This window comes from Ruegeria sp. CF8, from assembly GCF_056537285.1.
Window position 1 is genome coordinate 106,415 of record NZ_JBQFRG010000011.1, and the last position, 20,041, is coordinate 126,455.

The following is a 20,041-nucleotide window of genomic DNA, read 5'->3' on the forward strand; positions in this document are numbered from 1 at the left end:
TTACGCCTCCCTCTGTTTGTCAGATTGAATTGAGTTGAGGCCGTCCTTTGGGTTCGTCAGCACAAGGCGACGGCGCACAGGGAAAATCTGCAGCCCAGTCTTTTCTGAGATCAGCCCCCACAGACCGCGCGGAGCGAAGAGCATGACGGCGATCCCGATCAACCCAAGCACCATGAGGTACCAGGAGCCGTAGTCAGCCAGCAGGCTTTGTAGGATGAAGAAGATCAGCACACCCAGGATCGGGCCTTCGATGGTGCCGATGCCTCCGATCACGACAATAAAGATCACGTAAGCCGTCCAGTCGGTGACCGAGAACGCAGCATCCGGTGAAATCCGCAGCTTTTGCACATAGATCAACGCGCCGGTCAGCCCGGTTCCAGCGGCTGAGACCAGATAGACCAGCCATTTCATCCGCACCGCATCAACGCCAACAGACTTAGCCGCTTCGACATTGTCCCGTACCGCGGCCAGCGCCAGCCCGCGTTTGGTTCTGAGCAGCCAGTAGATGCCTGCGATCGTTGCGATCACCAGTGCCAAGGCCAGCCAATAGGTCAGGATGTCCCGCGCTGCCGCGCCTCGAACGTCAAATGTGGTCTGGATCCACTCGGTCGCCCACATCTCACGCGTTGCTGTGCGGGGCAGAGAGGTTCCGGTGCCGCCGCCCAGAACCTTCCACTGGGCCACCAGCAGGCGCATGACCTCGGCGATGACCCATGTGCCGATGGCGAAGTAAGCCCCTTGCAGCCGGAAGGCGAAAAAGGCCGTGGGGATGGCGACAATCAGGGCTGCTATACCTCCCAAAAGGATGGCCGGAACCGGGTCCATGCCCCACAGGATGACACCGCCGAACATGGCATAGGCTCCCATGCCTACGAACGCTTGCTGCCCGACGGACACCAGCCCGCCATATCCTGCGAGCAGGTTCCAGAATTGCGCCAGAACCAACATGGTGAAGATAAAGAATAGGTCCTGGATCAATCCCCGGCTGGCAAAAGTTGGCAGCAGGATGAACAGGATGATCAGGGCGATACAGACGGCTCCGGCGCTGTAAGACGCGCGGGTCTGTGTCTGGACGCGGTACATTGCAGTATCAGTCATCAGTCCACCGCCCTTGGAAACAGGCCTCTGGGTTTGATCAGAAGCACGATGAGAAAGGCCAGATGACCGGCCAGGATTTGCCATTCGGGATTGATCGCCGCGCCAACGGTCTGCGCGACACCGATAATGATGCCTCCGATCAGCGTGCCCCAAAGGCTGCCGAGGCCACCAATGATCACGGCCTCGAAGGCATAGATTAGGCGCGCGGGGCCGATATTGGGGTCAAAGTTCGCCCGCATTCCCAGATACAGCGCGGCCAAGGTCACAACGAGCATTGCGATGGCAGTTGCTGTGGCGAAGATACGTTCTGGCCGGATACCCATCAGACCCGCTGTCACCGCATCATCCGAGGTCGCGCGGAAAGCACGGCCCAGTTCCGTCCGATAGAAAAGCTGGTTCAGACCGACAATCACAAGGATCGCAGAGGCAAAGGTCAGCAGCGGTAGAACGCCGAGGTTCAGCCCGCCCATCTGAACGGATGCCGTTGCGATTTCGCCCGCAGGCAGACGCTGGCTATCCGCCGAGAAGCCTTCGAGCAGAGCGTTCTGCAAAACGACCGACAGACCGAACGTTACGAGCAAAGGCGGCAGGATATCAGGCCCCAGCACGCGGTTCAGCACATGTTTCTGCAAAGCCCAACCCACGCCAAACATGATCGGCGCGGCAATGATTGCTGCCAGAAACGGAGGCAGCCCAAGCAACGAGACCAGCAGAAGTATCAGATAGGCGGCAAAGACGATCAGATCGCCATGGGCCAGATTGACCAGACGCATGATCCCGAACACGAGGCTCAGCCCTGCGGCGAACAGCGCGTAGAGCCCGCCCAACAGAACGCCCTGAATGATGGTATCGATCCAGATCATGCGGCAGCTCCTCCGAAATAGGCGTCGTGTATGGCCTCGCGGCTGAGCGTGTCTGCGGTGCCTTCCAACGTGACGCGACCCTCCATCATGCAATAGACGCGGTCGGCAACTTTCATCGCTTGTCCTATGTCCTGCTCCACCACGATCAGGCTGGCTCCGGCCTCCTGAATGCGAGGCACGGCGTCATAGATGTCTTTGATGACCACGGGTGCCAGGCCGAGACTGATCTCGTCACACAGCAGAACGCGTGGGTTGCTCATCAGGGCGCGGCCTATGGCCACCATCTGCTGTTGTCCGCCAGACAGGGCAGTACCGGGATGGTTCCGGCGCTCTTTCAGGATCGGGAACAGGTCGTAGATTGTTTGCAGGGACCAATGGCCCGATACCTTTCGGCCATAGGTGCCTATCAGCAGGTTTTCCTCGACACTTAGGGAAGGAAACAGCCGGCGCCCCTCGGGCACCATTGCCACCCCGCGTGCCATGATCTCATCTGAGGTCAGATCGCCGATGGGTTGGCCATCAAAACGCACCTGATCAGACCCGTTGGTCAGAACCCCCGAAATCGAGCGCATGAGGGTCGATTTCCCGGCCCCGTTTGCGCCGATGATGGCAACGGTTTCACCTTCGTTCAGGTGGACGTCCACACCGAACAGGGCTTGGAAGTCGCCGTAATGGGCGGTCAACGCGTGGGTCTCCAACAGGCTCATCAGACTTCGATCCCCAGATAGATTTCTTTGACTTCCCGGCTGTTCATGATCTCGTCTGGGTCGCCCAGACCGATCACCTTGCCGAAATCCAGAACCAGCAGCCGTTCGACGACCGAGGTGAGCGCATGCAGGACATGTTCGATCCAGATGATCGTCACTCCGCTGTTGTGCAGTCCCTTGATGGTGTTGATCAGCGCGGTGCATTCCGCGTCGGTCAGCCCCCCGGCGATTTCATCCAGCAACAAAAGCTTGGGGTTTGTTGCCATTGCGCGGGCCAATTCCAGTCGCTTGCGTTGCAGCAGACGCAAACCACCGGCGGGGTCATTGGCCACATCCAGCAATTCCGTTTGCTCAAGAATACGGGCGCAGGCCTGTTCGACCTCATGTTCTGACTTGCTCTGCCCATGGGTCGCGGCCACCAACAGGTTTTCGAACACTGTCAGATGATCAAACGGCTGAGGGATCTGGAACGAGCGCCCTATACCTGACAGGCAGCGTTGCATGGGCGGCACGCGGGTCACGTCCGTCCCGTCAAAATGGATTGATCCCGTATCAGAGGTCAGATTGCCCGTTATCAGGTTGAACAGCGTCGACTTGCCCGCCCCATTCGGGCCAATGATCCCGAGGGCCTGCCCCTGCGAGACATCAAAACTGACATCGTCAGTAACGGTGAGCGCACCAAAGCTTTTGGAGACGTTTTTGAGCGAAAGAATGGTCATACCAGTGTTCCTGCCCCGGAGATGATCCGGGGTGTTTGTTGCGTTGCAATCAAGAGATTTCTTCCATCACACCTGCGGTCGGGATTTCGGGTGCCGAGGAATTGTCAACGATCACGAGGTCATAGCTGCCATTGTCGAGCAGCCTCCATTGCCCACCTACCAACGGCGTTTTCGCAACGTTCTGAGCGGCGAAGGGGGGCAGGCCCGCGCCATCAAAGGCGATCCGGCCAACAATTGAATCCAACTGCGTGGCAGCGATAGCCTCGGCGACCGCATCGCCATCACCCGCGTCATCAACGCGGCCCATGACGTTGGCTGCCATTTCGAACAATGCGTGCACAAAGCCGATGGGCTGGGTCCACTGACGGCTGGTGGCGGCCATGTACCCTTGCGCCAGTTCAGCCGAGCTTGCGCCGGTGAGCGATGACGAGAACGGATGGGTGGGGGACCACCAGACTTCGGAACTCAGGTTGTTGCCCGCGTCGCCCAATGCCTCGACCGCTTGCGGGAATAGAATGGCTTTACCAATACTCGCGGCTTTCGGGGTGAAGCCTTGTTGCTTGGCCTGGCTCCAGAACGTCGTGAAGTCAGGCGGGATCGGAACTCCGGTCACGATTTCAACATTGGCCTGCCGGAACGCGTTGATCTGGGCTGAGAAATCATCAGTCAGGTTCTGGTATCGCCCGGGATCCGTCAGTGAGTAGCCCAACTCTGAGAGAACAGGTGGGAAACCTACATTCGGGTCGCCCCAGGCATTGCCATCACCGTCATTTGGGAACAGAGCACCGACCTGTTTGTTGGTCTCCAACTGGCTCCACATAGCCGTGAAGACCGAGATCACGTCCTCAAGGCCCCAGAAGAAGTGATAAGCGTAATAGAACGGCTCCCAACTGGCTGGATCACCGGGATTGCCCTGCTGGCCGATGAACCATGGCTGCCACGGGGCAACAGTGGAAATACACGGCACTTCCTCGGCCTCACAGGTCGAGGCAACCGGGTTGGTGGTTTCGGGTGTCGAGGCAACCAACATCAGGTCGATCTCATCATCCACAATCAATTCGCCTGCCACATCTGCTGCACGGTTCGGGTTCGATTGGCTGTCTTTGACGATGACCTCAAAATTCGCTCCCGCCTCGGACGCGGCGAAATTGTCCAAAATGTACTTGTCCGCCTCGGAAAACGCAGCCAAAGGCCCTGATTGCGGGCTGACATAGCCCAGTTTGATTTTTGCGCCCTGCGCGATAGCAGGTGCAGCGAGCGCACCGGCGGCCAGCCCGAGGCCAGTTGCGGCGCTGGATTGCAGCAATTTGCGTCGTGTGATCATGTGTCCCTCCCTTGACACCGTGAACTCAAACGCTTGGGGCATTTCCCGCCCAAGCATTTTGAAGCAGCGCCCGCAGCCCATCAGAAGTGACAGGTTGCGGGTTCCAATACGGATTTTTGAGTGCGATTTCGGTGGCACGATCCAGATCGCTTTCTGAAAGACCAAGGTCTTTCAAAGCCATTGGAGCGCCCATTCTCGTGGCAAAATCCCAAAGCGCCTGGCCCGGTTCAGAACCGCCAAGAACGTCTGTCACGGGTGCCAGCAAATCCGGCACACCCACCGCATTGTAGGCGATGGCATGCGGCAGAACGATCGCGTGGGTTTCCGCATGTGGCAAATTGAAGGACCCGCCCAACGTATGGCAAAGCTTGTGATGCAGCGCCATTCCGACCAAACCAAGTACCGTACCGCAGGCCCAAGCGCCGCGCTGTGTTTCTTCTCTGGCTTTGAGGTCGTCAGGGTTTTCGACAACAGTCGGCAGACCTTCCGCAAACGCCTTTAGGCCGTCGATAGCCAAATCCGTAGTCTGCTCTGTTCGGTCTTTGGCATAGAGCGCCTCGGCGGCATGAGCCATCGCATTCAAAGCACTGGTTACGGTCATTGCGGGTGGTAGTGATGCCACCAGTTCAGGATCGTACAGAATGACCCGCGGCAAAACCTTTGGGTCTGTCAGGGTGGTTTTGATACCGTCCTCAGTCTGACCCAGGATCGGAGTAGCCTCGCTGCCGGCATATGTGGTCGGGATAGCAATCTGTGGCAAGCCGGTCCGTAGGGCAATCGCCTTGCCTAAGCCAATCGTCGACCCTCCACCGATAGAGACAATGCTATCGGCTTTGACAGACAACGCATGTTCAATCGCTTCTTCAGTTACGTCGACCGGGGTGTGCATCGTTGCCCGAGTGAAGACACCCGCCGCACGATCCCCGACAGTTGTCGCAAGTTCCATAGCCATATCGACTTGCTGAGGTGTCGACAGCAACAGTGCTTTGCTTGATCCCAGCACCGATAGCTCTGTGCAGATGTCGTCACGCAAACCTGCTCCGAACCGGACCTTCTGGCCATTGATGCTGGTGGTGTTGAGAGCCATGGGACGAGTTCCTGACAAGCGCTGGATTGCGGTTCTGAGGCAAACGCTAGCAGGTCAAAACTGCACTCTTGATCGAATTTTCGACACTCAATATAACTTTGCGTTATGAAGCTTGATCCGAGACATCTCGAAATTCTTGCGGCTATTGTCGAGGCCGGAGGCTTAACCGAAGGCGCTGCTTTACTTGGGAAATCGCAGCCCAGCGTGTCCAGAAGTGTCTCGTTGTTAGAAGACCGGGTGGGGGAGCCATTGTTCCTGCCCACCCGAAGGCCATTGCAACCCACTGAGCTTGGTCTCGCTTTGGCTCAGGAGGGACAGAGAATTCTGAACGCGGGTCGTCATGCGAGCCGACTGGTGGACGAGCACCGTCAAGGTCTTGCTGGTGCGGTTCGGGTTGCGGGCACACCGATCTTCATGGACGGCGTTATCTCAAACGTGATTGCAGAGTTTCAGGCCCAGTACCCCAATATTCGGATCGACCAATCCTATGGGTACCCCACCGAGCTTTTGTCAAAGTTGTCAGCCGAGACTTTGGACGTAGCTATCCTTCCCATGCGACCCGCGGACGTATCCGAAGACTATGAGTTCCGCCAGATTTTGCCGGGGCGAAACGTCATAGCTTGTCGCGCGGGGCACCCGTTGGCGCGCAAGAAAGAGGTGAAGCTGGAGGACATAACCGAGTATTCCTGGATTGCGCCACCTGCAAACAGCCCGCTGTTTCGTGACTTGCGCAACACGCTGGACGGCATTGGGGTGCGAGACCTCAAAATCAGTTTCACCGGAGGCTCGCTGAGTGCAGTTGTGAACGTTCTAACGGGTTCGGATTCCCTGACGGTTCTGCCGTTTTCGGTGGTCTTCATGATGCAACGGCAAAAAACTCTGACAGCACTGCCGATAAAAATTGGTGATCCTGACCGACACTTGGGATGCGTTACGCTTAGCGCCCGAAAAATGTCGGCTTCGTCAAACCGAGTACTGGAGTTTATCAAACTGAAGTTCGAAATGCTTGATCGATTGATCTGTAGTGCAGTGTGATCTATCTGATCGGTTTGTCTTGAAAAACCATATATATTTCAGTTATTTATGGATCTTCGACGTACCTGCGCAACAGTTGTGGCATTGGGGTATGCGATCAACGGGTCAGAAAAGATCAACTGATGCAGTGCCTTCCAGCATGATCTATGCAAGAGCTTTGAACTTTGTCTTGTGTGTCGCACTTAGACGATGATGCCATGACAGCACGGCCAACTGGTTGGTCCGTCGGTCAAATAGATTCGAGGCACTAGTTCCGGGCATATTTGATCTCGAACCGAACGTAATTCGACGAGTTTTCGATTGGCGGCTTGAAATAACAGTTGGTATCCCGCAAGCATTCGGGAAATCATCGTCTCGTTCGGGGAGCACCTGGTAAGGGACGCGTTTTGTCTTAAGTGATTTAGTTCAAAGGATTATGATGCGCGCGGTCTTACTGATTTTTTCGCTTATTTTCTTGGGATTTACTGGAACTGCTCAAGCGCAAAACGTCATCCCTCTTTCAGAGAAGGGTGGGTTGTTCGCAGCCTACGTGGTTCCGAGGGATGATTTCAATCGCGTGGACGTTCAGTTGATTGTTTTGTCTGGCGTGTACGATGACCCGGAGCCATCAGGTACAGCTCATCTAACTGAGCATTTGAGCGCGTTTTCAGCGGACGCCACAATACTTAGGAAGCCACGAGAGCGCGACGTTTACGCGACAACGCATAACGTAGCGACGGTGTATACGAACTCTGGCGTTCCTTCTGACATAGAAATGTTGTTGCGGCTGTCTCGTGCCGTTCTGGACACGCCGTCATTGCCGGAAGGGTTTGCGGAAAGCGAAATTGATATCGTTCAGCGTGAAACACTGCTGCGCGAAAGACAGTCTCCGCTCCGCTGGCTCAGGAGAATCGCGCTTCAAAACCTCTATGGCACTCTGCGCGGCCGAGCGGATAACACCATTGAAGACCTTCCAAAATTGAACCTTGAGAAAGCCTATCAATTTCACAAAACACACTATGTGCCGTCCAATGTAATGTTAATCGTTTCGGGGAAAATTGAACCTGAAATCGCCGAGAAACACGTTGCTCGTATATTTGAAGACACGGAACTCTCCGAGGTTCCTCAGAAATCCTGGTTAGACCACAAACCGGATCCCGGGCTCAGATTTGTAGAACGCGTTAGGTCTGACAACCTGGCGCGCGACGCAATCCAGTTTGCAAAATTCGTTGACTTCGAGGATCGGTCAACCAGCATAGATATGCAGGGCGCATTTTTTATCACCAGCGATATTTTGAACGAAAGGCTTTACAAGGCCCTGTACTATCAGGACGAGCGCGTTTTCGATATTGATGCAGACTGGTATTTTGCCAAGAATGCTGATTTGGAGCTTACCATCGATTTGCACCTGATGCCCGGCTTCAGCGTGGATGAGGCGCACAGCCATTTGACAGAGACTCTGGCAAATTTGTTGAACGAACCGATCACCAAAGATGAAATCAATCGAGCGCGCCAGACACAGATCGTCGCAGCCCAGAATGCTGCCCGCCGACCAATCGCGTTTCTGTCCTTTCTAAAGAATGTGGCTTCGGATGGTTTTCCACCCGTCACACCGTCGGTGTTTGTCGACATTTTGAACGACACAACAGATCAGGACGTTATTGAATTTGCCGAAAAGGTCATCAAGCCATCGGCCACATCCGTCGTTTTGGCCGAGAAAGCAGATTAACATGCGAACATTTAAAGGCCGATTCATTTCAGCAGTCTTGATGGTTCTTGGCCTGCTTTCTGCTCAGCAGGTCAAAGCAGAGCTGATTGCAACGACTGGTGAGGCGAAGATCGTTTATCTGCAGCCTCTGACCAACGGAATTTCAGAACTCACCCTGGTTTGGCCGATTGATCGACCGGAAATAGACCGTGTGGCCGCCTTGCGTGCTGGTCTTTCGAGTGTCGTGTCGGGAGGAACATCAAGCCGTTCGTCGTACAAAATTGCTGAGTACAAGCGGTTGAAAGGGATCCGGCATTACGTCGAAACAAGTCGCAATAACCTGATGCTAACTGTCTCTGCGCCGAACGAAGTCTTTCCAGAGACCATCGTCCACCTCGAAAATCTTTTGCTTGAGCCGGAATACTCGGACGACTGGTATGCAAGAGAGCTGCAATACTCCGGCCTTATCAAGTCTACGAGGACCAGAAGACCTGACGATGTTCTGAACGAAGTAGCGGCTTTTATGCAGTACGAACCCGGTAAAGAAGACTCTGAGGTTGGGAATGGCGAGTTTCGTTTTGGCCGACCCGCTCAGGCAATCCTAAGATCTGGCGATCAAGAAGTAGAGCGCCGTACCCTTCAACTGATCAGAAAGCTTCGTCAACCGGAAGGAAAATGGGAATTGCCTATTGCAAAATGGGCTGAAGCATTAGTTGGCACAGACAAAGAAGCGTTCACACTTCCAACAGGTGTCATTCACTTCGCCGATCCCGACTCTACCGAGATGTTGATCCTTTTTGTTAAGGCTGAAGAATTTGCAAATGTGGCTGACCAGGTTGGGACAAATGTTTTGGTGGACTACATCGGGGCCAATCAAGGATCCGAGATGTTTCGGATGATCCGACAGGAAATGCGCGCGGCTTACGATCCACGCTCTGACTTCGTTGTCATTGGAAAGAAAAAGGCGATTATCTCATTAAGCGCTACGGTTGAAGCGGTGAAGTGGCCCGAAGTCTATGGGAAAATTAGTGAGATTTACCAGAGTGTTCGCAACGGGAAGGTAGAACAACAAGGTTTGGAAATTCAGTTCGGTAAGTTGGACCGGGCTTACTATCACGACTTTTTCACAGAGCCTGTATGGGGAACGCGGCAATACCTTCATGAATATCCCCAAGGTACTGACGGCACTATCGAAATACCGCTATTCAGCGCGTTTCAAACTCTTTCGTTGGAAGAATCGGCGGCAAACTCGAAAGAGCTTCTACCGCCACTGGAAGAGTTCCTGCTCATTCTGATCGGTGGAGGTAACCCTCCATCGGACATCTTGCGGTCAAAAGGTTATTGCTCGCTGCCAAAAAACACCCCCTTAAGATTTTGCCTTGATGTGCTTTCGAATGCAGAAAACCTTTGAAAGAAAAGCAAGTGTCGTCGTTGCAAGATGGTCTTTATGTGGCAAGCATTGGTTCATGCCGGGCTCTTTTGCAGCGCACAGCAGTCATAGGTGCATAATCGTCATCGTTACGGCGACTTTGAGCGAGATGCTATCGACGCCGAGCAGCGCCTCAAATGGCCTTATCTTTGCCCGTTAACAGATCCATCGATGGTTGCTGATTGTGTCAGGCAGTCGCGCGGGATTGCAAAAGGGTTAGTCTGTTGATGCTTATCGCGAATTGTACCACAGCACGCCTATTCACAGGATCGTTTGGCTGTGCATGCATCGGAAGGCTGCGATTAGGTCCATTTGTTAGCGTTCATCAATAAAATGCCTACAGTCGGTCCGATCGAGTGTTTTCGGCTAAGAGCACATCGCAGCAAGTTCAAAGCAGTTTCTTACTTGGGATTTGCGACAAAAAGGCTGGTTGCAGGGTTCAGATCGTCATTTGGATCCGTCAGAATACCAGCCGGGAAAGACACTGATATAGGTCGATCCTTTGTATCGAGGCAGAGCATGTGGTTATTGTCTCCGTCGCCCAGATCTGCAAGCGCTGCGGGTGTCACAATGCGCTGAGATCCATTTTCGGCCTCTACGGTTATACTGTACAAATCACGTTCCACATCGCCAGGATCCTTGCCGTTGGCCAGCGTAACGCCACCCGCCCAGGTTACCCGAACGGCCTGTAAGGTGTTGTCACTTGGACAAAGGCTTCCTCTGGTTCGACGTGGTCCCAAGTTTCCGACCAAAGTCCAATCCTCAACAACCTCGGCAAAGATCATTGAGGGCCCGTCTTCCAACGGAGTCACGGCTACAGTGGCACCTCGAAAATCAAGTGTCCCGTCGATGGAATGAAGGTGTCCAATAACCTCGACTTCGACAGGAGGATCTTCGGGAAGGGTCCCAAAATCCCCGATGAGAAGCACGGTGCGCAATTCACCAGGATCGGTCGCGGGCAACACTGAAGCGCAGTGCATTGTTCCGATCTGGCCTGACTTTGTTACAACTCTGAAGTCACCTGCCTGCAAAGTTTCCAGATCTATCTCGGTCGAAAGAATGACAGGCATCCCGTCTTTGCCCCTAGAACCCCTGCAAATGAGATTGGCTACTCGAGGTAACGCCTCGAGCCCGTGGAAAGCAGAAAGCAACTCGGCATCTTGTCCTCCGGCTGAATTCGGCAATCCGAGTTCTGGGGTTGTATCCAAAAGATCTCGGCTTGATACGTCCTGCGCATATGCCGCCGTGCCCGATATTGCAATCGCAGTGGCCGGTGCGCGTAATACGCTTGCTTGAATCAATCTCCTAAAACGTCTCAGCAATAAGGTGTTTCTCCTTACTTGGTTTTGGGGGCCGCAGATTTGCGGGCTGTTACCCGTTAGAATTTTGGGGACACATGCAAACAAGTTTGGCTGTCCGTGCCGCTATGCCATCTCCAATAGCATATCTGAAAGAGTGCGCTCGGAAAGGGCGCCCGGTGCACCAATTGCTACAAGCCTGGTTTCTGGTTTGCGGTCTCCCCAAACTTCATCCCGTGCGATGTCCATGCGCTTTCCGACGACCTGAACAAGAATGCGATGGTCGGGGTCTTCTTCACTGAAAACAAAACCCTTGAGACGATAGACCTCACCAGGAAGATTTCGAATAGCGCTGCGGAGAGAAGATAAGCTTATCGGGCGTTCAGCTTTCATCATGGTTGTAGAAAAGCTGTCTGAATGACTGGCGTCGTGGCAACCGCAGTCGGGGCCATGCTCATGATGATCGGGTATTTCTGTTTCAAGTTGCTCTGCGTCAAAGCGACCAACGGAGAGTAGAATGTTCAGCGGGACGTCCGCGTTGACAGCTTCGACCAATCGATATCGGCGGAATCGAGACCCCAGCCAATCGTGCACCTTCTGAACTGTGGCCCTGTCGACAAGATCAACCTTGTTCAGAATTACCATGTCCGAAAACGCAATTTGACGGAGCTTCAGTTCCATTTGTTCTGGCGCAGCGAATAGTTGTTCCGCGTCGACAAGACACATGAGGCTGTCCAAGCGGATCATGTCGCGGAACCGTTGATCCGTAAACGTCATCGCGATTGACGATGGGTCCGACACGCCGCTTGCTTCTAGGACGATGTATTCCGGTTTCTCAGGCCGGGCGAGAACGGCCTCTACTGTTTCGATCAGGTCATCTCGGATCGAGCAGCACACGCAGCCATTTGCCAAACTCATCACGTCCTCTTCGAGGCCAACCACCAAGTCAGCGTCAACGTTTATTGATCCAAAGTCATTCACCAGAACTGCAACCCGCAACCCGTGATTGCCTGTCAGGATGCGGTTCAAAAGTGTTGTCTTACCGGCTCCTAGAAAGCCGGTAAGGATCGTTACGGGGATCGCAGAGGTCGAACCGAATTCAATCATTGTTCGATCTCCTCTCAGTCTTCATCACGCGGGCCGATTACATCCGAAACTTTGATGGTAAAGTCCTGCGGCCAGTCCCCGCCGGGTGCTCGGAAAACGTCAGTTGGGTAGTATTCGCGTGGATCGATCTCCATATCGCGGTACTTTTGGTCTTGCTGATCTGCTCGAGTGAGCCTCGGATTCGGCAATGTGATTTCATCCGGAAGCTCAATACGCCCGGCCTCGGCCGCCGCCGCCAGTTCGCGAAATGGCGGGACAGTGCCGGATTTTCCGGGCAGTGCAGCTTTCCTGTACCAGATCGCATCCTTGGTCACGTTCACAACGGCTACATCGAGACCCCATTGGAACAGACCGTCATAGTGGGCGCGAATACCAGCCAGCATTTCAGCGTCGATATCCTCGTCCTGAGTATAATGCGTCACCATTCCCAAACGCGGCCTTGTGTCAGCAAAGAGCTTCCCAACGGCATAGTGGGAGGTGTGATGCGTATCGATTGTGTAATTGAACAGATCCTGTGGGATACCGTATTTGTAGGTCATCAACTGACCAATATCCTGTCCCGACATTTCGGTTACAAACACATCAACGCCTTCACCGTATTTCCGTGAAAGCTCGTCTGGTCGACCATCGCCTGTCCATACAAAGCTTAGACCATTCCAATCGAGTCGATACCCAACTGCGCCGTCCTTGGCGTGGCTGCGCGGCCAGGACCGAACAGTCACACCATCTTGGTCATAAACGATACCGCCTTCTTGGCTGAAATCGAACTCGTTGACCTCGATCTCGTAGCCGTCACCAATTGGGAACACATCGAATGCTTCAAGGTGCCATTTGAGCATCTGCTGCATGCCTTTGACCATCCCAGCTGTGCCAAGCTCGGGTGTCCGACCGGACGGGCCGTGAATACGAAGTGGAGTGTACCCTCCTGACCAGGCCCGGAAAGGATATATGTAAGGAATGTCGGCATAGTGGTCGACATGCAGGTGAGAAATAAAGATGTCGTTGATCAGCTGCCCCGGCACCTGCATGGCAATGATGTTGCGAACACAACCGGATCCAAAGTCGAAGAAGAACCGTTTTCCATTTCCCAACTCTACCATGATACAAGTACCCGCCTGATCTTCGCGCGGCGGATAGGGTGTCGAGCCACAGAATGAGATGCGCATCTCATCTGGCCCCAACTCCTCACTCAGTGGAAAATAATTCGCGTTTGAGCCTGTCATGTATTTGGTCGGGCGGAAATACTCTGGCAAAGAGATACCACCTGCGGGTCGCCCACCGTACGGGTTCTTCAGAGCGTCCCCCAGTGGGCCGTCTCCTTCGTGGGCCTCAGCACTCCCTGCCGCAAACCCAGCCGCCCCTGTTGCTGCAGCTCCAGTGGCTAAACCCTTAAGAACACTTCGCCGCGAAGGGTCTTCAATTTGGTCTGTCGCCTGAACCTGTTTGTTCTCCAGGTCTTTTCCATTATCTTCCTTGGTCATGGATTAGTCCTCATTTGAAAGTGTCTCAAAAGTTGCGCTTCGCCATCCGGCGAAGTTCATTCACGAGTTCAGATTTGATGTGGGCCCATTCCGCGCGCTCAGAGGCTGTGATCGATGTGTCATCCAACAGCGCCGACACTTTCTTCAGGTCTTCAATTGCCTCGCTGAGCAACGCATCCGTTTCGATACGCCCTGAAAGCGCATCGGAAAGTTCTGGAAGCTCGTCGCACAGTTCCCAAGCCACTGGATAAATACCGATTCCCATTATCTATTCTCACATCAAGATGAGTGTGGTTGACGGCACAGGCCAAGTGAGTCACCGTGAGTTGGGGGTGAGTTTGCTTTGAACCAAGCTAATGAATTGCCGATAGATCAAGATGTTGCACAGCCATCGCCAGAGCTTGTTCGACAGGCACTTCAGGGCGTTATTTCCAGCGTCTCATTTCAGGCTTCGCCTCGCCTCCAGCAGTTTCTTACTTACGTGGTCGAAGAAACTCTCGCGGGTCGCGGCGCCCAGATCCGTGGCAAAGCAATCGCGGTTGAAGTCTACGGGCGCAGCATTGATGGCACCGGTGGTCGAAATCTTGTTCGCGTTGAAGCCAGACGGTTGCGTCGGCTGCTACAGGAATTTTACGAAGATCAATGGAACGGTGAGGGCGTTCGGATTTTTGTAGATCCGGGTGGGTACAAGCCGCGGTTTTCGCAGGAAAGTGCGACAGGGGGCGCCAACTCAAGGGTACAAAGCAGCGATACGCGTGCAGCCAATCAGCGTCTGCGGCAACTGCTGACAGCTGGATTGGGTTGCCTTGTATTGATTGCTGCAGTTGGCTTTTGGTTTGCTCAGGATAGTGAGGTGGTACTGCCCAAAACTCAATCCATAGAACGGGCTGAGAGAGCAGCACTTGGTGAGCAGTCTTTGACAAGACTTCAGGCGGCTAACCTTGCAGATCAGGCCAGAGGCATGTTTTTTCCTGTTTTTGACGTCAAGCGTCAGCAAATAGCACTGGGAATGTTCCAGCATGCCACCGAGCTCGACCCGGCGCTCTCCGATGGTTACGCTGGATCAGCGCAGGTCCTGGCGACTTTGGCCATGCTGTCCCCGGACGAAGCACAAAGAGAAGATCTTTTTAGCCAAGCTTCGGAGATGTCGGGAAAGGCGCTTGATCTATCTCCGTCAGATGCTTGGGCAAACGGTGCAAGTGGTTGGGTATTGGCTACACGAAACAACCCGGTCGAAGCTTTGAAATATGCAAGAATGTCCGTCGAACTAGCCCCGCAGGACGGTCATATTCTGGATCTTGTCGGCATCACAGCCATCATGGTCAACGCGCCGGAACTAGCTGCCGAGGTTAGCAATCCAGCAAGACTCAGGTCAGGATCGGGCCGCTTTGGTGCCCGAAATATCTGGGGTGTATCGCAGCTTATGCTCGGGAATTACGAAAAGGTTGTCGAAGCTTTTCAAGGAGCGCCCGCCGCCGGTGCGCCGGTAAGTGCTCCTTCTCTCCTTTTCCAAGCCGTCGCGCACGACCAGTTGGGAAATTCGAAGGAAGCACGGCGACTGGTTATCGAAATGCGCAGGACATGGCCGGAGTTTCCATCTGAGTTTCTCGCCGGCAGGATTTTCCACAACGATGACACAACGCGGCAAGCGATACTGGATTCTCTGAGCAGATACTGATGAAAAGCGTCGCATAGTGGCCAACGCAAGATGCCGGAATTTACGGATCTGGACGACTTTGGAAAAACTGCTTTCAGCGCATTAGCCGTTAAGCTAACAGTGCGTAGATTGGCGATTTCGGAGCCGCTTGGCTATTCCCACGAAAACGGTTACCAAACCGCTAAAACCACTTTTACATTAAAGGTGTTAACGAAAATCAATCTCAAAAAGTGAGGTGGTGGAGCCTAGGGGAGTCGAACCCCTGACCTCTTGCATGCCATGCAAGCGCTCTCCCAACTGAGCTAAGGCCCCATTATGGTACCGTCGACGCGGTGAGCGGACGTTTATGAGACAGACGCGCCGAGTGCAAGTCCAAAAATGGAAATCACGGCAACTTTCCGTTCAGGCATAAAGTCAAATGGAAAAGGCGACCCGTGGGTCGCCTTTTGCTTGATCAGTTGTCTTCGTCCGACGACATGTCGGTGATGTCGTCCAACGATACGTCATCGTTATTGTCATCATCGTCGTCCAGCAGATCGTCATCCAGCTCGACATCGACATTATCGTCATCGTCCAGAACCAGATCTGTGTCTGACGCGTTTTCGCGCGCTTTGACCGAAGCTGCATCTTCTGCATCCGCCGCGATCATGCGGCTTTTGGATGTTTCAAGCTCCACGATCTCGCCAGTGTAGGGGCTGATGATCGGGTCCTTGTTCAGGTCGTAGAACCGCTTACCGGTTGTCGGGCAAACGCGCTTTACGCCCCATTCTTCCTTGGGCATGTCAAATCCCCTTGATATCAGGTGAGTCGTCTAAATGATTCAGCTCACCTGCCACAGGCAGAGGGCACTGTCAAAGTCTTTGCGCAAGAGAGGTCGCAATATGGGAGAGCACGCATTGCCAGGGACGCCGCCGGTGCCATTGAGGCTGCGCAAATCGGCCCGGGCACGGCGTATCAGTTTACGTATTTCCCAACTGGATGGGCGGGTTACGTTAACGTATCCGGTTGGCGTGCCAGAAACCGAAGCCCTGAATTTTGCACGTACCAAGGAAGAGTGGATCCGGCAGCATTTGCAGGATCGGCCGGATGCCGCCCAGGTTCAGTTTGGGCAGACAATCCCAATAGAAGGCGTTGATCGGCGAATCGTTCCAACCACTGGTCGTCGGGTGTTGCTTCAGGCACGTGAAATCGCGGTTCCTGAAGGTGCCGAGGCGCGGCGATTGGCCCGGTTTCTCAAAGAACTGGCGCGGGACCGTTTGTCTGGTGCATGTGATGACTATGCCGCGATGCTTGGGCGCTCTTATACCACGCTCAGCCTGCGCGACACGCGGTCTCGCTGGGGATCCTGCAGCTCGCACGGCGGGTTGATGTTCTCATGGCGCCTTATTCTGGCACCGCCTGAGGTGTTGCATTACGTGGCGGCCCATGAAGTGGCGCATCTGGCTGAAATGAACCATTCGCGCGCGTTTTGGGATCAGGTCGAGAAGATCTTTGGTCCGTATCAGAAGCCTCGTCGCTGGTTGCGCGACAACGGGGCCGAGTTGCATCGATACAGGTTCGATGCAGAGCCGAGTTGACCTTGCGCCATTTTGTGATCACATAAGTGGATGATTAGCGCGCGCCCTTCCGAAACCCAAACTGCCACACATGACCGGGTGTACCGGGCTCTGCGGTCCAGAATCATGCATGGCGAGATGGCACCGGGTCAGGCTCTGACCTTGCGCGGCATTGGGAAGGAGTTCGGCGTCTCGATGACGCCAGCGCGCGAGGCGGTACGCCGTCTGGCCGCGGAAGGGGCGCTGTTTCTGTCAACTTCGGGTCGTGTGTCGACCCCTGAGCTGACAAATGACCGGATCGAAGAATTGGCGGCGTTGCGCGCTTTGCTGGAGGTCGAATTGGCCAGCCGGGCCTTGCCCCGCGCGCATATCGCACTGATCGATAGGTTGCAGAGCATCAACATGACCGTTGCCGAAATGGTGACCAAGCGGGATGCGGTTGGCTATATTCGGTCGAATCTGGAGTTTCACCGCACTTTATATCTTCGCGCACAAGCGCCTGCGATGCTGGCCATTGCCGAAACCGTCTGGCTGCAATTGGGGCCAACAATGCGGGCGCTGTATGGGCGTCTGCGGCGGACCGAGCCCCCGCATTATCACAAGCTGATCATTGCTGCGCTCAAAGCCGGGGACGAGCCGGGTTTGCGGCTGGCGGTACGCTCGGACGTGACGCAAGGGTTGCGTTTGCTGGTAAGCTGAGCGGCTTCCCGCCGACATGACAACTCGGCTCATCCAGGGCGTCACACTTCTGGCTTGTAGGGTTCTGCTGAGGTACGCTTGTGCCAAATCACAAACAAGAGCAGACCCCAACCATGATTTCACGCCGTGCCTTTTCTATTTGCCTTGGATCAACGCTATTGGCTGCCTGTACAGGCGGAAGTGCTCCGTCAAGCGCCCCTGCATCGCGAATGCGGGCGGTTCCCAACGCCGGCTGGGATTCCTGGGTTGCCGGGTTTAAGACCCGAGCGTCATCGCAAGGGATTTCACAGACCACGCTTGATCAGGCATTCCGTGGGGCTGGATATCTGCCCGACGTCATCGAACGTGACCGCAACCAGGTCGAGTTCAAGCGCTCGCTCGAGGATTACCTAGCCATCGCTGCATCGGATGAGCGAATTGAAACGGGTCAAAAGATGCTTCGACAGTATAACGGCACCCTGTCGCAGATCGAAGCGCAGTACGGCGTGGACAAGGAAATCGTCGTGGCCATCTGGGGGCTGGAAAGCCGCTATGGCGCGCGCCGTGGTGATGTACCTGTCGTTTCGGCGACATCAACCCTTGCTTATGACGGGCGGCGCGGCGCGTTTTTTGAAAAGCAATTGGTGGCGGCCTTACGTATTCTGCAGGAGGGCGACACAACACCCGCCAACATGACCGGCAGTTGGGCCGGGGCAATGGGACATACGCAGTTCATTCCGACCTCATACCTTGCCTACGCGGTGGATTTCACCGGTGACGGTCGGCGCGATATCTGGTCCGAAGATCCGACGGATTCGCTGGCTTCTACGGCGTCGTATCTGGCGCGGGCCGGTTGGGTGCGAGGCCAACCTTGGGGTGGAGAGGCCGGGACAGTGTCCGGCGCGCCGGTCGCCGTATTGCAACCTCAGACGCCGGGGCCGCGCATTGCTGTGTTCCGCAATTTTCAGGTGATCAAACGCTATAACAACTCGGACAGCTATGCGATTGGTGTGGGCCATCTGGCGGACAGGATCGCAGGTGGCGCGCCGTTTCAGGCCTCGTTCGGACCGGACGCAAATGGTCTGACTTTAGAGGACCGTAAAGAGCTGCAACGCCGTCTGACATCCGCCGGGTATGACACCAAAGGCGCAGATGGGGTTATTGGTAAGAACACCACATCCGCCATCAGCGCCTATCAAAGCGCCAATGGCCTGCCTGTCACGGGTGAACCCTCGGTTGGTTTGCTGCGCCGATTGGGCGGCTGAAGGTTACGCCGCCAGCCCTTTTGAGCCGATATCCAGGAATTTCTGACGGCGGTCCTGAATCAGGGCCGCTGCATCTTTGCCGTCCAGCTCTTGCAGCATGGCGGTGATGGCCGAGCGTACGGCTTCAACGGCTGCCGGGCGATCGCGATGCGCGCCGCCTTTAGGCTCAGTGATGATCCGGTCGCACACGCCCAGCTTATAAAGGTCTTGCGCGGTCAGACGCAGCGCTTCGGCCGCTTCGCGCATCTTTTCAGCGTCTTTCCACAAGATCGATGCGCAGCCTTCGGGCGAGATCACTGAATAGACCGAGTGTTCCAACATCGCGACGCGGTTTGCCGTCGCAAATGCCACAGCGCCGCCGGACCCACCTTCACCAATGATGACCGAGACCAAAGGCACGCCGATCTTCAGGCACATCTCGGTCGAACGTGCGATGGCTTCTGATTGGCCGCGTTCCTCAGCCCCTTTGCCGGGGTAGGCGCCAGCCGTATCGATCAGAGTAATGACCGGCAGACCAAAACGCCCGGCCATTTCCATCAGGCGCACGGCCTTGCGATACCCTTCTGGCCGGGCCATGCCAAAATTACGCTCAATCCGCGATTTGGTGTCCGAGCCTTTTTCGTGCCCAATCACCATCACCGGCCGATCGTTGAATCGCGCCAGACCACCAATCACGGCCAGATCGTCGGCGAAGTTGCGATCACCTGCCAACGGGGTGAATTCAGTAAACAGCGCATCCACATAGTCGTTGCAATGCGGGCGTTCCGGGTGACGCGCCACCTGACATTTCCGCCAGGGGGTCAGATCGGCATAAAGCTCGTCCAGCAGCTTGGAGGCTTTGGCGTCCAGAGCGGCAGCTTCTTCGGCCACGTCCATTTCTTCGTTTGCGCGGGCCAGCGCGCGCAGCTCTTCAGCTTTGCCTTCAATCTCGGCCAGCGGTTTTTCGAAATCCAGATACTGGGTCATGACGCCTCTCAACGCGGAAGTTCTTTGCTATATGACCTGACGTTCGCCGGGATGCAACTCAGCAAGATTTGTGGGCTCGGGATA

Annotated in this window: 19 protein-coding genes and 1 tRNA gene; 7 read left to right on the plus strand and 13 right to left on the minus strand. The window is 55.1% G+C overall.

The window, feature by feature from the left end; all coding sequences use genetic code 11:
* Genes ACR0EV_RS20705 through ACR0EV_RS20730 form a run of 6 tightly spaced genes read right to left on the minus strand, consistent with a single transcriptional unit; the run spans position 1 to position 5,798 of the window.
* Positions 1 to 1,098, minus strand: a complete 1,098-nt coding sequence (locus ACR0EV_RS20705) for a branched-chain amino acid ABC transporter permease (protein WP_480801826.1) — start codon at positions 1,096 to 1,098, stop codon at positions 1 to 3.
* The gene (locus tag ACR0EV_RS20710) at positions 1,098 to 1,961 is read right to left on the minus strand and encodes a branched-chain amino acid ABC transporter permease (RefSeq protein ID WP_480801827.1); all 864 of its coding nucleotides are present in this window, start codon (positions 1,959 to 1,961) and stop codon (positions 1,098 to 1,100) included. The genes ACR0EV_RS20705 and ACR0EV_RS20710 overlap by 1 nt, the downstream gene beginning before the upstream one ends.
* Positions 1,958 to 2,668 carry an ABC transporter ATP-binding protein gene (locus ACR0EV_RS20715; RefSeq protein ID WP_480801828.1) on the minus strand — a complete coding sequence of 237 codons (711 nt, stop codon included), beginning with the start codon at positions 2,666 to 2,668 and terminating at the stop codon, positions 1,958 to 1,960. The genes ACR0EV_RS20710 and ACR0EV_RS20715 overlap by 4 nt, the downstream gene beginning before the upstream one ends.
* Positions 2,668 to 3,387: an ABC transporter ATP-binding protein gene (locus ACR0EV_RS20720; protein ID WP_480801829.1), complete on the minus strand. Its 720-nt coding sequence runs from the start codon at positions 3,385 to 3,387 to the stop codon at positions 2,668 to 2,670. The genes ACR0EV_RS20715 and ACR0EV_RS20720 overlap by 1 nt, the downstream gene beginning before the upstream one ends.
* Positions 3,388 to 3,436: 49 nt before the next feature.
* Positions 3,437 to 4,711 (minus strand): ABC transporter substrate-binding protein, encoded by a 1,275-nt coding sequence (locus tag ACR0EV_RS20725; protein WP_480801830.1) that lies wholly within the window; start codon positions 4,709 to 4,711, stop codon positions 3,437 to 3,439.
* A 25-nt stretch (positions 4,712 to 4,736) separates the two neighbouring features.
* Complete coding sequence (locus ACR0EV_RS20730) at positions 4,737 to 5,798, minus strand: maleylacetate reductase (RefSeq protein WP_480801831.1); 1,062 nt, start codon at positions 5,796 to 5,798, stop codon at positions 4,737 to 4,739.
* Positions 5,799 to 5,903: 105 nt separating this feature from the next.
* Between ACR0EV_RS20730 and ACR0EV_RS20735 the strand changes: the two genes are divergently transcribed.
* The 3 genes from ACR0EV_RS20735 to ACR0EV_RS20745 all read left to right on the plus strand — a co-directional run bounded on the left by ACR0EV_RS20735 (position 5,904) and on the right by ACR0EV_RS20745 (position 9,931).
* Positions 5,904 to 6,833, plus strand: coding sequence for a LysR family transcriptional regulator (locus ACR0EV_RS20735; protein WP_480801832.1), 930 nt, complete (start codon positions 5,904 to 5,906; stop codon positions 6,831 to 6,833).
* A gap of 514 nt (positions 6,834 to 7,347) precedes the next feature.
* Positions 7,348 to 8,541: a M16 family metallopeptidase gene (locus tag ACR0EV_RS20740; RefSeq protein ID WP_480801833.1), complete on the plus strand. Its 1,194-nt coding sequence runs from the start codon at positions 7,348 to 7,350 to the stop codon at positions 8,539 to 8,541.
* A 1-nt stretch (position 8,542) separates the two neighbouring features.
* On the plus strand, positions 8,543 to 9,931 hold the full coding sequence (locus ACR0EV_RS20745) for a hypothetical protein (RefSeq protein WP_480801834.1): 1,389 nt from the start codon (positions 8,543 to 8,545) through the stop codon (positions 9,929 to 9,931).
* Positions 9,932 to 10,350: 419 nt separating this feature from the next.
* On the opposite strand, the gene ACR0EV_RS20750 is transcribed toward ACR0EV_RS20745, so the two are convergent.
* The 4 genes from ACR0EV_RS20750 to ACR0EV_RS20765 form a co-directional block, all read right to left on the minus strand.
* The gene (locus ACR0EV_RS20750; protein WP_480801835.1) at positions 10,351 to 11,019 is read right to left on the minus strand and encodes a hypothetical protein; all 669 of its coding nucleotides are present in this window, start codon (positions 11,017 to 11,019) and stop codon (positions 10,351 to 10,353) included.
* A 354-nt stretch (positions 11,020 to 11,373) separates the two neighbouring features.
* Positions 11,374 to 12,354 (minus strand): CobW family GTP-binding protein, encoded by a 981-nt coding sequence (locus tag ACR0EV_RS20755; protein ID WP_480801836.1) that lies wholly within the window; start codon positions 12,352 to 12,354, stop codon positions 11,374 to 11,376.
* Between the two features lie 14 nt (positions 12,355 to 12,368).
* Entirely contained in the window at positions 12,369 to 13,835 is a 1,467-nt protein-coding gene (gene gntH / locus ACR0EV_RS20760) for a guanitoxin biosynthesis MBL fold metallo-hydrolase GntH (protein WP_480801837.1), read from the minus strand.
* 25 nt (positions 13,836 to 13,860) lie between these two features.
* Positions 13,861 to 14,100 carry a hypothetical protein gene (locus ACR0EV_RS20765; RefSeq protein WP_480801838.1) on the minus strand — a complete coding sequence of 80 codons (240 nt, stop codon included), beginning with the start codon at positions 14,098 to 14,100 and terminating at the stop codon, positions 13,861 to 13,863.
* 78 nt (positions 14,101 to 14,178) lie between these two features.
* On the opposite strand from ACR0EV_RS20765, the gene ACR0EV_RS20770 reads away from it, so the two are divergent.
* Positions 14,179 to 15,513, plus strand: a complete 1,335-nt coding sequence (locus ACR0EV_RS20770; RefSeq protein ID WP_480801839.1) for a tetratricopeptide repeat protein — start codon at positions 14,179 to 14,181, stop codon at positions 15,511 to 15,513.
* Positions 15,514 to 15,728: 215 nt separating this feature from the next.
* Here the strand turns inward: ACR0EV_RS20770 and ACR0EV_RS20775 are convergent.
* A tRNA-Ala gene (locus tag ACR0EV_RS20775) sits at positions 15,729 to 15,804 on the minus strand.
* A 142-nt stretch (positions 15,805 to 15,946) separates the two neighbouring features.
* Positions 15,947 to 16,273 (minus strand): TIGR02300 family protein, encoded by a 327-nt coding sequence (locus ACR0EV_RS20780; RefSeq protein WP_480801840.1) that lies wholly within the window; start codon positions 16,271 to 16,273, stop codon positions 15,947 to 15,949.
* Between the two features lie 100 nt (positions 16,274 to 16,373).
* Between ACR0EV_RS20780 and ACR0EV_RS20785 the strand changes: the two genes are divergently transcribed.
* The 3 genes from ACR0EV_RS20785 (at position 16,374) to ACR0EV_RS20795 (ending at position 18,991) form a co-directional block, all read left to right on the plus strand.
* The gene (locus ACR0EV_RS20785; protein ID WP_480801841.1) at positions 16,374 to 17,069 is read left to right on the plus strand and encodes a M48 family metallopeptidase; all 696 of its coding nucleotides are present in this window, start codon (positions 16,374 to 16,376) and stop codon (positions 17,067 to 17,069) included.
* 30 nt (positions 17,070 to 17,099) lie between these two features.
* Positions 17,100 to 17,747 (plus strand): GntR family transcriptional regulator, encoded by a 648-nt coding sequence (locus tag ACR0EV_RS20790; protein ID WP_480801842.1) that lies wholly within the window; start codon positions 17,100 to 17,102, stop codon positions 17,745 to 17,747.
* A gap of 113 nt (positions 17,748 to 17,860) precedes the next feature.
* Complete coding sequence (locus ACR0EV_RS20795; RefSeq protein WP_480801843.1) at positions 17,861 to 18,991, plus strand: lytic murein transglycosylase; 1,131 nt, start codon at positions 17,861 to 17,863, stop codon at positions 18,989 to 18,991.
* Positions 18,992 to 18,994: 3 nt separating this feature from the next.
* Here ACR0EV_RS20795 and ACR0EV_RS20800 read toward each other — a convergent pair whose 3' ends face one another.
* Positions 18,995 to 19,957: an acetyl-CoA carboxylase carboxyltransferase subunit alpha gene (locus tag ACR0EV_RS20800; RefSeq protein WP_480801844.1), complete on the minus strand. Its 963-nt coding sequence runs from the start codon at positions 19,955 to 19,957 to the stop codon at positions 18,995 to 18,997.
* Between the last annotated feature and the right edge of the window lie 84 nt (positions 19,958 to 20,041).

Coding starts and splice junctions, on each gene's coding strand:
- ACR0EV_RS20705 (WP_480801826.1), bottom strand. CDS start 1,098: ATGACTGATACTGCAATGTACCGCGTCCAGACACAGACCCGCGCGTCT.
- ACR0EV_RS20710 (WP_480801827.1), bottom strand. CDS start 1,961: ATGATCTGGATCGATACCATCATTCAGGGCGTTCTGTTGGGCGGGCTC.
- ACR0EV_RS20715 (WP_480801828.1), bottom strand. CDS start 2,668: ATGAGCCTGTTGGAGACCCACGCGTTGACCGCCCATTACGGCGACTTC.
- ACR0EV_RS20720 (WP_480801829.1), bottom strand. CDS start 3,387: ATGACCATTCTTTCGCTCAAAAACGTCTCCAAAAGCTTTGGTGCGCTC.
- ACR0EV_RS20725 (WP_480801830.1), bottom strand. CDS start 4,711: ATGATCACACGACGCAAATTGCTGCAATCCAGCGCCGCAACTGGCCTC.
- ACR0EV_RS20730 (WP_480801831.1), bottom strand. CDS start 5,798: ATGGCTCTCAACACCACCAGCATCAATGGCCAGAAGGTCCGGTTCGGA.
- ACR0EV_RS20735 (WP_480801832.1), top strand. CDS start 5,904: ATGAAGCTTGATCCGAGACATCTCGAAATTCTTGCGGCTATTGTCGAG.
- ACR0EV_RS20745 (WP_480801834.1), top strand. CDS start 8,543: ATGCGAACATTTAAAGGCCGATTCATTTCAGCAGTCTTGATGGTTCTT.
- ACR0EV_RS20750 (WP_480801835.1), bottom strand. CDS start 11,019: ATGCCTGTCATTCTTTCGACCGAGATAGATCTGGAAACTTTGCAGGCA.
- ACR0EV_RS20755 (WP_480801836.1), bottom strand. CDS start 12,354: ATGATTGAATTCGGTTCGACCTCTGCGATCCCCGTAACGATCCTTACC.
- gntH (WP_480801837.1), bottom strand. CDS start 13,835: ATGACCAAGGAAGATAATGGAAAAGACCTGGAGAACAAACAGGTTCAG.
- ACR0EV_RS20765 (WP_480801838.1), bottom strand. CDS start 14,100: ATGGGAATCGGTATTTATCCAGTGGCTTGGGAACTGTGCGACGAGCTT.
- ACR0EV_RS20780 (WP_480801840.1), bottom strand. CDS start 16,273: ATGCCCAAGGAAGAATGGGGCGTAAAGCGCGTTTGCCCGACAACCGGT.
- ACR0EV_RS20785 (WP_480801841.1), top strand. CDS start 16,374: ATGGGAGAGCACGCATTGCCAGGGACGCCGCCGGTGCCATTGAGGCTG.
- ACR0EV_RS20790 (WP_480801842.1), top strand. CDS start 17,100: ATGATTAGCGCGCGCCCTTCCGAAACCCAAACTGCCACACATGACCGG.
- ACR0EV_RS20795 (WP_480801843.1), top strand. CDS start 17,861: ATGATTTCACGCCGTGCCTTTTCTATTTGCCTTGGATCAACGCTATTG.
- ACR0EV_RS20800 (WP_480801844.1), bottom strand. CDS start 19,957: ATGACCCAGTATCTGGATTTCGAAAAACCGCTGGCCGAGATTGAAGGC.